This is a genomic window from Mesorhizobium sp. RSR565B, from assembly GCF_054719465.1.
On record NZ_JBTTIE010000001.1, the window covers coordinates 2,329,892 to 2,343,503 of the forward strand.

The 13,612-nt window shown below is 65.1% G+C and carries 9 protein-coding genes and 1 pseudogene; 5 read left to right on the forward strand and 5 right to left on the reverse strand.

What is annotated here, in order from left to right:
- Positions 1 to 66: 66 nt before the first annotated feature.
- Both holA and ACYG9R_RS11340 read right to left on the reverse strand, forming a co-directional pair.
- Entirely contained in the window at positions 67 to 1,110 is a 1,044-nt protein-coding gene (holA, locus tag ACYG9R_RS11335) for a DNA polymerase III subunit delta (protein WP_023824092.1), read from the reverse strand.
- A gap of 124 nt (positions 1,111 to 1,234) precedes the next feature.
- A pseudogene (locus ACYG9R_RS11340) lies at positions 1,235 to 2,412 on the reverse strand (integrase core domain-containing protein).
- 528 nt (positions 2,413 to 2,940) lie between these two features.
- Here ACYG9R_RS11340 and ACYG9R_RS11345 point away from each other — a divergent pair.
- The 4 genes from ACYG9R_RS11345 to lpdA all read left to right on the forward strand — a co-directional run bounded on the left by ACYG9R_RS11345 (position 2,941) and on the right by lpdA (position 8,218).
- Positions 2,941 to 4,173, forward strand: a complete 1,233-nt coding sequence (locus tag ACYG9R_RS11345) for a 3-methyl-2-oxobutanoate dehydrogenase (2-methylpropanoyl-transferring) subunit alpha (protein WP_023687602.1) — start codon at positions 2,941 to 2,943, stop codon at positions 4,171 to 4,173.
- Between the two features lie 2 nt (positions 4,174 to 4,175).
- Entirely contained in the window at positions 4,176 to 5,189 is a 1,014-nt protein-coding gene (locus tag ACYG9R_RS11350) for an alpha-ketoacid dehydrogenase subunit beta (RefSeq protein WP_031200028.1), read from the forward strand.
- A gap of 2 nt (positions 5,190 to 5,191) precedes the next feature.
- Complete coding sequence (locus tag ACYG9R_RS11355) at positions 5,192 to 6,595, forward strand: dihydrolipoamide acetyltransferase family protein (RefSeq protein WP_023825288.1); 1,404 nt, start codon at positions 5,192 to 5,194, stop codon at positions 6,593 to 6,595.
- Between the two features lie 234 nt (positions 6,596 to 6,829).
- The gene (gene lpdA / locus ACYG9R_RS11360; protein WP_023825289.1) at positions 6,830 to 8,218 is read left to right on the forward strand and encodes a dihydrolipoyl dehydrogenase; all 1,389 of its coding nucleotides are present in this window, start codon (positions 6,830 to 6,832) and stop codon (positions 8,216 to 8,218) included.
- A gap of 160 nt (positions 8,219 to 8,378) precedes the next feature.
- On the opposite strand, the gene ACYG9R_RS11365 is transcribed toward lpdA, so the two are convergent.
- Positions 8,379 to 9,482, reverse strand: a complete 1,104-nt coding sequence (locus tag ACYG9R_RS11365) for a saccharopine dehydrogenase family protein (RefSeq protein WP_023825290.1) — start codon at positions 9,480 to 9,482, stop codon at positions 8,379 to 8,381.
- Between the two features lie 120 nt (positions 9,483 to 9,602).
- On the opposite strand from ACYG9R_RS11365, the gene ACYG9R_RS11370 reads away from it, so the two are divergent.
- A complete protein-coding gene (locus ACYG9R_RS11370; RefSeq protein WP_023702536.1) occupies positions 9,603 to 10,061 on the forward strand; it encodes an Lrp/AsnC family transcriptional regulator in 459 nt (152 codons plus the stop codon).
- 220 nt (positions 10,062 to 10,281) lie between these two features.
- Here the strand turns inward: ACYG9R_RS11370 and ACYG9R_RS11375 are convergent, their stop codons facing one another.
- Both ACYG9R_RS11375 and ACYG9R_RS11380 read right to left on the reverse strand, forming a co-directional pair.
- The gene (locus ACYG9R_RS11375) at positions 10,282 to 11,364 is read right to left on the reverse strand and encodes a transposase (protein ID WP_352967966.1); all 1,083 of its coding nucleotides are present in this window, start codon (positions 11,362 to 11,364) and stop codon (positions 10,282 to 10,284) included.
- Between the two features lie 207 nt (positions 11,365 to 11,571).
- Entirely contained in the window at positions 11,572 to 13,605 is a 2,034-nt protein-coding gene (locus ACYG9R_RS11380; protein ID WP_023824403.1) for an aldo/keto reductase, read from the reverse strand.
- Positions 13,606 to 13,612 lie beyond the last annotated feature (7 nt).

Sequence of the window (13,612 nt, forward strand, 5' to 3'; positions counted from 1 at the left end):
CCAGCGCTCCACGCGCCGCGACCCCCTCTGTCGCCTTTGGCGACATCTCCCCCTCAAGGGAGGAGATCACCGCTGCGCCAGCCTCGCGCTCTCCACCGCAATGGCGAGCAGCGCCTGCCGCGCCAGCGCTTCCGACAAATCCGGCCTGCGCCTGGTCTGCAGCACGGCAGATTGCAGCCGGTTCAGCGCGCGGCTGAGCGCCTCGACGTTCCAGCGCTCCAGCGCCTTCTCCACCAGCTTGCGCCGCGAGAAAAACACCGGCGGACGGGCGCCGGCCACTGCCGAGGCGGCGTTGCGGCCGGCGGTGTCCATCTGGCCGCGCATGACCTGAAGCTGCTGCAGCTGCCGCATCGCCGAGGACAGTACCAGGAAAGGAAGGCCGCCGGACAGGCAGTGGCGGGTGAAGGCGGTGTCGAAGTCACCGATCCTGCCCTCCAGCACAGCATCGACCGCGTCGTCGAAGGAGGCGCCGGAGACGTCGCCGGACATCGCTCTTACGTCGTCGAGGCTGATGTCCTTCTGGCCGTGGGCATAAAGCACCAGTTTTTCGATCTCGCCGCGTGAGGCCAACCGGTCGCCGCCGAGATTGCGGCGCAGCGCCTGGCGTGCGTCGAGCGCCATCGACATGCCGGCCTTGCGCAACTCGTCGTCGATGACGCTGTCGATGTCGCGGGCTTCATCGGCGTAGCAAGGCAGCGCCATGGCGGTGTCGGCGGCCTCGACGATCGCGCGCAGTCCGACGCCCTTTTTCAGGTCGCCGGCCTCGATGAGAATGATGGCGTCGCGCGCGGGCTCCGCGGTCAGCGCCTTGACGTCCTCAGCCAGCGGCTTCTGGCCGCTGGCGTTGCGCACCCACAGAAGCCGCCGGTCGGAGAACATCGGCACGGTGCGGGCTTCGTCCAGCAGCCGGCCCTGGTCGCGATCGACCTCCGCGCCGTCGAGCCGTACGACGGAAAACGGATCGTCGAGCGGCAGGCCGGTTTTCGCGGCAAAGGTTTTGGCCCGCTCGGCGACCAAGCCGCGGTCGGGTCCGTAAAGCAGGACGATCGATATGCGCGCGTCAGGCTTCGCCAGCCACGAATCGACCTCGTATCCTTTTTTCTGCGCCATGGAGGGTGGTTAGCATGATGCGGTCGCTGAGTGAACGTTCTCCAAAGCGTTCGAGACCTTGGCGTGTCCAGCCGATAGATGGGTAACACTTTGAACCGGATACATAGGTGACACTTCTCTCCCCCTATGCGTCCGCCGCAGCGCCAAGCGGATTGGTTGGCGCGGCGCTGCGGCGGACAAGCTTCATGTGCCGTGTGTCGATGATGCCGAGCGGGTGGGCATGGAATGAGAGTGTCCATTGTCCGTCTTCGGTCTCCAACGCAGCGACCGGTTCGCCCGCCAGCGCTTGCGAGACATATATGAAGCCGCCATTCCATCGGATCTCGCCATTGTGGCGCACGCGGCGGACCGAGGCCTCGGCCGGATAGACGGGCTCGGGTGGTGTCCTGGGCATGGCGCGCTGTGAGGACCGGTAGTGCTGGGCGGGCGTATCCATGCCCAGCGCCTCATGGGGACGTTCCTCATTGTAGCTGTGGCGGAAGGTCTCGAAGGCCTGGCCCTGTGCCGTTCGGTCGGCTTCCGGTGCCTCGGCCATCGGCAGCATGGTCAGGTGAAAGCGCTCGTGACGTCCGTTCTGCTGTGGCCTGCCGGGTGCGATCCGCTCCAAGGTGATGCCGAGCTTGATGAAGCGCACGACAAGCGGCGTCAGCCCGGTGACGCCGGCCGATGCGAAGGGCGGGCCATTGTCGCTTCTGAAGCGATCCGGCAGGCCATGCTCTTCAAACAGCCGTTCGAACACCGGCCAGGCTTCGCTATCGGCCGTCGACCCCGTCGCTTCGAGCGCCAGAAGATAGCGGCTCGACGCATCCATCACCGTCAAGGGTTCGCAACGCCAGCCGTCGCGGGTCCGGAACCAGCCCTTGTGATCGCCAGTCCACACCGCGTTCGGTTCTTGCGGCTGTGGCCAGGGTCCATTGCCGCAGGCCCGCAGGCGGGGTCGCTTGCGGGCGCGGACAAGCCCATGCCGCGCAAGGATCGCGCCGACCGTCGAGGCTGAAGGCCACATGAACTCGGGAGCCGTGCGACGATCTTCTTTGGACCCCAAAGCGGATGCAGCTCCTTGGCCGCCACAATCCGCTCAACCAGATCCTGAGCTGTCGCCCGGCCATGATTGAGCGGGGCTCGCGGCAGGTCGTGCAAACCCTCAGGCCCAAACGTCCGATAGCGTCCTAGCCATTTGTAGCCGTTCTTGCGTGAGATCCCGTAGGCCGCACAAAGCGCAACCATCGTCTCATCCCCAGAAAGACACTCCACAACAAACCGTAGCCGCTCGTCCATGATGCCAGTCTCTCGCCAAACCATCGCCGGTCCTCCGGCGGACAAGAAAACTGTCACCCATGCTATCGGTCCATTCTGTTACCTATCTATCCGGTTCGGACACGTCTCCCTTCCTCTCCCTCCGGAGGGGGGAGAGGTGGCTCGGCGAAGCCGAGACGGAGTGGGGGAGCCACGTGGCAATCGCCGCGAACGGACAAAGGAAGGGCTATCTCAAGCATTGCCTAGCGCCCAAGGGTCGACCCCCACTCCGTCGAGCTTCGCTCGACACCTCTCCCCCGAACACGGGGAGAGGAAAGCGCCAGTTCGCCGACCTTGATGCGTTCATCTCTCCCGGAGGCCGTGAAGTGACTATCTGCTGGAAATCCTGCAAAACTTTGCGCCTAATTGCGCGCCGCTCCCCAACATCGACAAGAAATTTCGCCGACATATCTGCATCTTGCGGTCGCCTGCCGGCCGTGACGCCGGATGGGTTGCGGCGCCCCATGAATTGGCGCTGTGCCGGGCGCGCGGATGTGCAAATATCGACGCCAGGCAAATGGGAGGACCATGGTCATGACCGATGCTGGGATGTTGCGGTTTCATGTGCCGGAGCCGGAAGTGCGGCCGGGCGGAACGCCCGACTTCTCCAACGTGCCGATCCCCAAGGCCGGCTCGGTGCCGCGACCGGACATCGATGTCGATCCGCGCACCATCCGCGACATGGCGTTTTCGATCATCCGTGTGCTCAACCGCACCGGTGAGGCGGTCGGGCCGTGGGCCGGGCTGCTCACCGACGAGGAGCTGCTCGAGGGGTTGCGCCACATGATGACGCTGCGCAGCTTCGATGCGCGCATGCAGATGGCGCAGCGCCAGGGCAAGACCTCGTTCTACATGCAGCATCTGGGCGAAGAGGCGGTGAGCTGCGCTTTCCGCAAGGCGCTGGCGCCAGGCGACATGAATTTCCCGACCTATCGGCAAGCCGGCCTGCTCATCGCCGACGGCTATCCGATGGTCACGATGATGAACCAGATCTATTCCAACGAGGCCGATCCGCTCAAAGGGCGGCAGCTGCCGATCATGTATTCGTCGAAGGAGCATGGCTTCTTCTCGATCTCCGGCAATCTGGCGACGCAATACATCCAGGCGGTCGGCTGGGCGATGGCTTCCGCTATCAGCAACGATTCGAAAATCGCGGCGGCGTGGATCGGCGACGGCTCGACGGCCGAATCCGATTTCCATTCCGCACTGGTGTTCGCCTCGACCTACAAGGCGCCGGTCATCCTCAACGTCGTCAACAACCAGTGGGCGATCTCGACGTTTCAAGGCATTGCGCGTGGCGGCTCCGGCACCTTTGCCGCGCGCGGCCTCGGCTTCGGCATTCCGGCGCTGCGCGTCGACGGCAATGATTATCTCGCCGTGCATGCCGTGGCCAAATGGGCGGCGGAGCGGGCGCGGCAGAATCTCGGGCCGACGCTGATCGAATATGTCACCTACCGTGCCGGCGCGCATTCGAGCTCGGACGATCCGTCGGCCTATCGGCCGAAGACGGAATCCGACGCCTGGCCGCTCGGCGATCCGGTGATGCGGCTGAAGAACCATCTGATCCAACGCGGCGTCTGGTCGGACGAGCGTCACGCCCAGGCCGAAGCGGAAATCCTCGAGACGGTGATCGCGGCGCAGAAGGAAGCTGAAGGCCACGGCACGCTGCATGCGGGCGGCAAGCCGTCGACGCGCGAGATGTTCGAGGGCGTGTTTGCCGAGATGCCGCCGCATCTCAGGCGCCAGCGCCAGCAGGCGGGAGTCTGACCATGCCGAGACGGACCATGATCGAGGCGATCCGCGACGCCATGGACGTGTCGATGGCGCGCGACGAACGCGTCATCGTCTATGGCGAGGATGTCGGCTTCTTCGGGGGTGTCTTCCGCTGCACGGCAGGCCTGCAAGCGAAGTACGGCAAGAGCCGCTGCTTCGATGCGCCGATCAACGAATCCGGCATTGTCGGCTCCGCCATCGGCATGGCCGCCTATGGGCTGAAACCATGCGTGGAAATTCAGTTTGCCGACTACATGTACCCGGCTTACGACCAGCTGACGCAGGAAGCAGCACGCCTGCGCTACCGCTCGAACGGCGATTTCACCTGCCCGATCGTTGTCCGCATGCCGACCGGCGGCGGCATTTTTGGCGGCCAGACGCACAGCCAGAGCCCGGAAGCGCTGTTCACCCATGTGTCGGGGCTGAAGACGGTGGTGCCGTCCAATCCTCATGATGCCAAGGGGCTGCTGATCGCGGCGATCGAGGATCCCGATCCGGTGATTTTTCTGGAGCCGAAGCGGCTCTATAACGGACCGTTCGATGGCCATCACGACCGACCGGTGACGCCATGGTCGAAGCATGAACTGGGCGAGGTCGCCGACGGCCATTACACGGTGCCGCTCGGCAAGGCGGCGATCCGCCGGGCGGGCTCGGCCGTCACCGTGCTCGCCTACGGCACCATGGTCTATGTCGCGCAGGCGGCCGTGGAAGAAACCGGCATCGATGCCGAGATCATCGATTTGCGGACCCTGCTGCCGCTCGATCTCGACGCGATAGTCGCTTCGGTGAAGAAGACCGGACGCTGCGTCGTCGTGCACGAGGCGACACTGACCTCCGGCTTCGGCGCCGAGCTGTCGGCGCTGGTGCAGGGAAATTGTTTCTACCATCTGGAAGCGCCGGTGGCGCGCGTCACCGGTTGGGACACGCCCTACCCGCATGCGCAGGAATGGGATTATTTCCCGGGGCCGGCCCGTGTCGGCCGCGCGCTTCTCGAAACCATGGGAGCCTAGGGATGGGCGAACACATCATCAAGCTGCCGGATGTCGGTGAAGGCGTCGCCGAGGCCGAACTTGTGGAATGGCACGTCAAGGTCGGCGACCTCGTGCGCGAGGACGCTTTGCTCGCCGCCGTGATGACCGACAAGGCGACGGTGGAAATACCTTCGCCGGTCGATGGCGAGATCCTGTGGCTGGGCGCCGAGATCGGCGACACGGTGGCGATCGGCTCGCCCATCGTGCGGCTGAAAGTGGCGGGGGAGGGCAATGTCGCCGAAGGCTCGAAATCGTCAGAGGTCACGGCGGCACCGACCCCCACCCCTGCCGGGGCGAGCCACGGGTCTCGCCCGTCCTCCGGACCCCCACAAGAGGGAGGCGTTTCGGCCACGAAATCCGACGCCAAGTCGCCACCACCTGCACCAGCAGCCAAAAGCGCACGGGCAGCTGAGACTGAATCCCCCTCCCCCTTGTGGGGAGGGGCTAAGGGTGGGGGTGCTGCGCCGACATCTAAAGGTGCGGCACCCTCCGGCGCGCCGCGCCCGGAGGGCGAAAAGCCCCTGGCGTCGCCCGCCATCCGGCTCAGGGCGAAGGAGGCGGGGATCGATCTGCGCCAGGTGTCGGGTACCGGCCCTGCCGGCCGCATCAGCCACGAGGATATCGAGGCCTTTCTCGCGCGCGGGCCGCAGGTAGCGAAGGCGTCGGGTCTGGCGCGCAATGACAGCGTCGAGGATATCAAGGTCATCGGACTGCGGCGCAAGATCGCCGAAAAAATGTCGCTGGCGAAGTCACGCATCCCGCACATCACCTATGTCGAGGAGATCGACGTCACAGCACTTGAGGAGTTGCGCGCGGCGCTCAACAAGGAAAAGCGCAAGGGTGTGGAGAGGCCGAAGCTGACGCTGCTGCCGTTCCTGATGCGGGCGATGGTCAAGGCGATTGCCGACCAGCCCAACATCAACGCGCTGTTCGACGACGAGGGCGGCATCATCCATCAGCATGGCGGCGTCCATATCGGCATTGCCGCGCAGACGCCGTCGGGCCTGGTGGTGCCGGTGGTCAAGCACGCCGAGGCGCGCGACCTCTGGGATTGCGCGGCCGAGCTCAACCGCCTGGCCGAAGCGGCGAAGTCCGGCACGGCCAGCCGCGACGAGCTGTCGGGATCGACCATCACCATCACCTCGCTCGGCGCCATGGGCGGCGTGGCGACGACGCCGGTCATCAATCATCCTGAGGTGGCGATCGTCGGCGTCAACAAGATGATGGTGCGGCCGGTGTGGGACGGCACCCAGTTCATCCCGCGCAAGATGATGAACCTGTCATCGAGCTTCGATCACCGGGTGGTCGACGGCTGGGATGCGGCGGTGTTTGTGCAGCGGATCAAGGCGCTGATTGAGACGCCAGCGCTGATATTTGTGGATTGAGGGGCGGAACAAGCGAGATGACGGCGGGACAGCGCCCCCCTCTGCCTTACCAGGCATCTCCCCCACAAGGGGGGAGATTGGACGTCACGCAGGGTTTCGCCAATCTCCCTCGTTGCAGCAATGAGCGAAGCGAAGAAGCTGCTGATCTCCCCCCTCGTGGGGGAGATGACCGGCAGGACAGAGGGGGCGCGAAGGATCGCGACGGAACATCCCCTCGCATCAAAGGGTCACGCCATGAAAGAAATCTCCTGCAAGCTGCTGGTCATCGGCGCCGGGCCCGGCGGCTACGTCTGCGCTATCCGTGCCGGCCAGCTCGGCATCGATACGGTGATCGTTGAAGCCGGCAAACCGGGCGGCACCTGTCTCAATGTCGGCTGCATCCCGTCCAAGGCGATGATCCATGCGGCGGAAGAGTTCGAGAAAGTGTCGCACATGGCCGGGGGCGACAGCCCGCTCGGAATTTCGGTGGCGGCGCCCGTGCTCGATCTTAACAAGACCGTTGCATGGAAGGACGGCATTGTTAGCCGGCTGACCGGGGGCGTTGCCGGGCTGCTGAAGAAGGCCAAGGTCAAGACCGTCTATGGCTGGGCGACGTTCCGCGACGGCAAGACCGTCGCGGTCGAGACCGAGACCGGCACCCAGATCATCCGCGCCGAAACGGTTGTGATCGCCACCGGCTCGGCGACGGTGGAACTGCCGTTCCTGCCGTTCGGCGGCCCGGTGATTTCATCCACAGAAGCGCTGGCTCTCGCCGAGGTGCCGAAAAAGCTCGCCGTGGTCGGCGGCGGCTATATCGGGCTGGAACTCGGCATGGCGTTCGCCAAAATGGGCGCCGCGGTGACCGTGGTCGAGGCGCTGCCGCGCGTGCTGGCGCAGTATGATGCGGAACTGACCCGGCCGGTGGTGAAACGGCTGGCCCAGCTCGGCGTCGAGGTGATGCTTGGCGCCAAGGCCAAGGGGGTCAAGGGCGACGCGCTGCTGGTCGAGACCGCGGACGGCAAGAGCACCAAAATCGCGGCAGACAAGATCCTGGTCACGGTCGGCCGCAAGCCGGTGACGGAGGGCTGGGGCCTCGATCAGATCGATCTCGACATGGCCGGCAAGTTCATCAAGATCGACGACCAGTGCCGCACCTCGATGCGCGGCATCTATGCCATTGGCGACGTCACCGGCGAGCCGATGCTGGCGCACCGGGCGATGGCGCAAGGCGAAATGGTGGCCGAGATCGTCGCCGGCCACAAGCGCAGCTGGGACAAGCGCTCGATCCCGGCCGTCTGCTTCACCGATCCGGAGCTGGTGACGGCAGGGCTAACGCCGGAGGAGGCGAAGGCTTCAGGCGAAATCAAGATCGGCCAGTTCCCCTTCGCCGCCAACGGCCGGGCGATGACGAAACTCGGCGAGGACGGGTTTGTTCGTGTTGTCGCCCGCGCGGACAACCATCTGGTGCTGGGCATCCAGGCGGTCGGGCAAGGCGTGTCGGAACTGGCGGCGGCGTTCGGCCTGGCGCTGGAAATGGGCGCGCGGCTGGAGGATATCGCCGGCACCATCCATGCGCATCCGACGCAGGGCGAGGGGTTCCAGGAAGCCGCGCTGAAGGCGCTGGGCCACGCGCTGCATATTTGAGGTGCGCTTACCCTCCCCCTTGTGGGGAGGGTCGATCCGCGTAGCGCAGCGGGGTGGGGGTCCTCGCCAACCGTCGGCGCTCACCCCCACCCCGTCTCGCCATCTCCGCTTCGCTCCGATTGCGCGCCGACCCTCCCCACAAGGGGGAGGGTGAAGTAGCTCAGCTTGCCAGCCGGCTTACCATCTCGTGCTGCGCATAAGCGCGCCCAAAACGATTGGCGAGAAACGCATCCAGCGCGATGTTTTCCTGCTTGACGAAGCCGGTCGCCGGCAAGGTGCCGTCGGCCAGCATGTCGAGCACGGCGCAGATGCCGGAGGCGGTGGTGATCTGGATTGCGCTGCGCACCTGGTTGCCGATGCGCTGCGAATAGATCTTGTTGGCGTAGGTTTCCTGCAGCAGGCGGCCATTGCGGCGGCCCGAGACGGTGACGAAGACGATGACCACATCCTGCAGCGTTGCCGGCAGGGCGCTCTCGAAGATATCCTTCAGCACGTCGCGGCGGTGGCGCAGGCCGAGGTCGTTGAGCAGCGCCTTCATGATCGCCGCGTGGCCGGGATAGCGGATGGTGCGGTAGTTCAGCGTGCGCACCTTGCCCTTCAGCGTCTCGGCCAGCGTGCCGAGACCGCCGGAGGTGTTGAAGGCCTCATAGGTGACGCCGTCGAGCGAGAACTCTTCGCGCTCCTCCAGCGGCGGCACCTCGATCAGCTCGCCCTCGACGATCGCCTCGCAGGGTTCGCAATATTCGTTGATGACGCCGTCGGTGCTCCAGGTCAGATTGTAGTTCAGCGCATTGGACGGGTATTGCGGCAGCGCACCGACGCGCATGCGAACGCTTTCCAACGTGTCGAAGCGGCTGGCGAGATCATTGGCGACGATCGAGATGAAGCCCGGCGCAAGGCCGCATTGCGGAATGAAGGCGCTCTTGCCCGAACGCGCCAGTTCCTTGACGCGGCGGGTCGAGACGACGTCCTCGGTCAAATCGAGATAGTGCACGCCGGTGGCGGCCGCGGCCTCGGCGATGCGAGAGGTCAAATGGAAGGGGGCGGCGCTCAGCACGGCGAAGGCGCCGGCAAGCGCGGCCTCGAGTGCGCCCGGCGCTGCGATATCGAGCTCCAGCCCCTCGACGCCGGCGGGAAGTTCGGCCGCGGCAAGCTGCGCCGCCGCGCGGTCGACAACGGTGACGTGGTAGTCGCCGCTGTCGGCGAGCATGCCTGCAATGGTCGAGCCGATCTTGCCGGCGCCGACGACGATGATTTTCTTCATGACCTTGCCCCTCGTGAAAACTCTTTGGCCCAGACCGCCGCGCGGTGGACGCGATGCCTTCAAGAATCGCAGCTTGCCTGTCGAAAGGAAGCGTGGGATCGTCCGAAATGAACCCTGCAATTGAACGATACGCCGACGAGGTTCGTCGAAATGCTCAGTGACGCCGAACAAAAACTGCTTTCCCTGCTACGCGCCAATGCCCGCGCGTCGACCACTGAGCTGGCGCGCCAGCTCGGCGTTTCGCGCACGACAGTGCAGAGCCGGATCGAGCGGCTGGAACAGCGCGGCATCATCACCGGCTATGGCGTGCGGATGGCGCCGGACTACGAGCAGGGGCTTGTGCGGGCGCATGTGCTGCTCACCGTCACGCCCAAGCTCGCCGACAAGGTGGTGCGGGCGCTGCAGGCGCTGCCGCCGGTACGGACGCTGCACTCGGTGAGCGGCAATTTCGACATGATCGTCATCGTCGACGCGCCGTCGATCAGGGATCTGGATGCGTTGCTGGACGAGATCGGCGCGATGGACGGGGTCGAGCGGACGTCGTCGTCGATTATTTTGTCGACACGGATCGATCGGTAGGTGGAACGCATGAGCCGCTAATCTCCCCCGTGCGGGCATAGGCGCTAAGATAGCTTTGGCATGGACTGAAACTTGCGCTTTCGTGGTGGCTCACGCCAGCGATATCGCAAGGCACGGAGATTGTGGCGCAGGGTTGCCAAGGGAGGTTGAGCGAAGATCGCTGCGATCAGAGAGGCGACGATCTGGCGGGTGGCGCGCCACAGCAGCGGGCGCCCGTCGCTCAAGGGGGAGAGACACCCAACTCCTGCGAGAGGGGTTCGGTCACGAGCGCGATGAGGAAGTGTGCAAGGATCCAAGGCTTTGCGATCCTTGGGTCTTTGGCGGGAGGAGAGCGCAGCCCGATCAGGCTCTTCAGGCGCTTGAAGGCGAGCTCGATGCGCCAGCGCATGCGGTAGAGCTTGAGGACCGTATCGGCGGGAAACTCCTCCCGGTCAAGCGAGGTCACAAGCAGAACGAAGCCGGCCGCAATCAGCGTCTGCGGTTGAACCTTGTTGCCCTTGGCCCTGGCTTCCTTGTTGATTTTGCGCCGCGCTTCTTGTGCCGCGGCCTCGGATTTGCGCAAGGCGATCAGGCGCATCTTCACAGGCTCGCCCTTCTTGAGTGCCAGCCGGGCAGGCGTTTCGCAGACTTCCTCCCGGCAGCTCTCCAGGTAGCCGATGAGATCGAACGCCCTGCCGTTGGCGTCGAGCCATCGCGCGTTTTTCCACGACGCGCGCACAACAACATCGCCGCCTTGCGCCATCACCTTGGCGATCCGCTCGGCCTGCAGATAGGCGCGGTCACCGATGCGGATCTCGCCCGCCACCACCGGCACGCGGTCGATCAGCTCGGCCTCGCTCTGGTCGGTGATCTCGATGAAGTCGAACTGCTCGCGCTCAAGCTCGAAGGCGCAGTGCATGCGCCAAAGACCATTGTTCTTCTTCTCATACGCACCGGCCTTGGCAACCGCTGTCGCATCGAGGATGCGAACCAGTCGGCCTTTGGCCAAACCTGCATCCTCGCGCTTCAAAAGGTGCCCAATCAACTGCTGCAGCCATGGTCCTGCATTGCGCAGCCGGCCGAGCAACGCCACGTCCGAAATGTCGGCAATCCCGCTCGCCGCCGCCCAGGCCACGACGCCCCGCATGCCAACCTTGCCAAGGCAGTAAGCCAGTGTCAGGCGCAACAGATCGCTCGCCGACCTGACGCCCCGCGGGCGCAGGAACGCCTTCGTCTCGCGGGCACTTCCTGCGATCAACTCTTCGCCGCCCAGAAGCTCAATCGTCTCGGCCCAGCCGTCATCAACAAGCGATTCGTGTGTCATCGCAGTGTAGAATCACACCCGATTCCGCAGGGCAATACCTATCTTAGCGCCTATGCCCACAGGGGGGAGATGGCCGGCAGGCCAGAGGGGGTCGGTTCGACTGGGCTCGGCCTACCTGCCGCTGCAGAAGGAGGTTAGCGCTCCACGCGAGGCGACCCCCTCTGTCGCCTTCGGCGACATCTCCCCCTCAAGGGGGGAGATAAGCTGCTAAGCCCGCCGCCTTTCCGGCCCGCTATCCAGCCACGCCACATCCTCCGCCGACAGCCTGATATCCAGCGCCTTCAAACTGTCCTCCAACTCGTCCAGCGTGCGCGGGCCGATCAACGGCACCGACGGAAAGGGCTGCGCCAGCACATAGGCGAGCGCGATATGGATCGGACTTTTGCCCAGGCGCTGCGCCAGCTCCATGGCGCGGTCGCGGCGGCCAAAGTTCTTCTCGGAATACCAGACCCGCACCAGCTCCTCATTGTCCTGCTTGTCGCGGCCGGCGCGGTCGGTGAAGAAGCCGCGGCCCTGGCTCGACCAGGCGAAGTTGGGCATCTGCCTTTTCGTCAGCCAGGATTTCCAGTCGTCGGTCGACGAGGTGATGCAGCCGGCCCAGATCGGCTCCAGCATCTCGGCCAGCGAGAAATTGTTGGAGAGCACGCCGGGCTTCTGCTTGCCGGTGCGCTCGGCATAGGCAATCGCCTCGTCCATGCGCGCCATCGTCCAGTTCGAGCCGCCGAACGGGCCACGGATGCGGCCGGCCTTGACCTCGGCGTCCATGGCATCGACGAATTCGCCGACCGGCACATCCGGGTTGTCGCGGTGCATGAAATAGAGGTCGACATGGTCGGTCTGCAGCCGGTCCAACGACTGGGCGAGCTGCTTGCCGATGACATCGGGATAGCAGAGCGGCGAGTGCGCGCCCTTGGCGATGATCACCGACTGCTCGCGCACGCCGCGATTCCTGAGCCACTGGCCAAGCAGCGTTTCGGTGTAGCCGGCGCCGTAGACATAGCCGGTATCGAACAGATTGCCGCCGGTCTCGAAGAAGGCGTCGAGCAGGATTGCGCCCGACGAGAAGGTGCGGAAATCCTCGAAGCCGAGCGCCACCACGGAGGCCGGCTTCGACAGGCCCGGAATCTTGCGCTTGCCAATGGCCGTGCCGCCGGTGCGCAGCGGCCGGCCCGAAAGGGTGTTGGTTCGCTTAGCCGGCTTTTCGATCTCATATTCGAGCCCGACGGCAGCGCGCCATTTGTCGAGCACACGCAGCGTGCCGAGACTGTCGGCCCAGCCCATGCCCGGCCAGGCGAATTCCTGTTTGCCGGCCAGGATCGCCTCGCCGGCTGCATCGACCTCGAAGGAATAGAGATGGCGGGTTTCGTTGACGCTGATGGTCTGGCTCGTGTCGTCGGCGAGAATTACATCGATCCGGCCAAGGCCGCCATCGCGGTTGCCGCCGCCGGCGAACCAGAAATCCGGCACTTCGATGCGGCCCTTGGTGCCGAGGATGCGCAGCACATTGTCCTGTTTGAGCGAGATGCTGCAGGATACCTCGGCGACGATGCCACCGGGAAAATGCAGCAGCGCCGAGGCCCATTCGTCGACGCCGGACTTGCCGAGATGGGCGGTGCCGACAACCTTGTCCGGCTCGGCGAAGGGTTTTCCAGTCGCAGCCCCGGCAATCAGCCGCACCATCGAGACGGGATAGCCGCCGACATCGAGGATGCCGCCGCCGGCGAGATCGTTGGCGTAGAGCCGGTGCTCGGGCATGAAGCCCGGCATGGCGAAGCCGAAGCTCGACTTCATCAGCCTGACATCGCCGATGACGCCCGACTTGATGAGTTCCACCAGCTTCGCCGTCTGCGGGTGCAGCCGGTACATGAACGCTTCGCCGAGGAAGGTGCCGGCCTTGCGCGCAGCATGGATCATGGCGTCGGCCTCGAAGGCGGTCAGCGCCAGCGGCTTTTCGCACAGCACATGCTTGCCGGCTTCCGCCGCCTTGATTGCCCATTCGGCATGGCCGGGATGCGGGATGGCGATATAGACGGCGTCGACCTCGGGGTCAGCGAGCAGCGCGTCGTAACCGTCGAGGATGCGGGCGCCGGGAAACGTCTCGGCCAGGCCTGCCTTGCCGGGATTGCGGGCGCCGAGCGCCACGATCGTGCCGGTGCGCGAGCCTGCCACGCCGCGGGCGAACGCTTTGGCGATGTCGCCGGGCCCGAGTACCCCCCAGCGGATGGGCGCGGTTGCAGTCATGGTCATT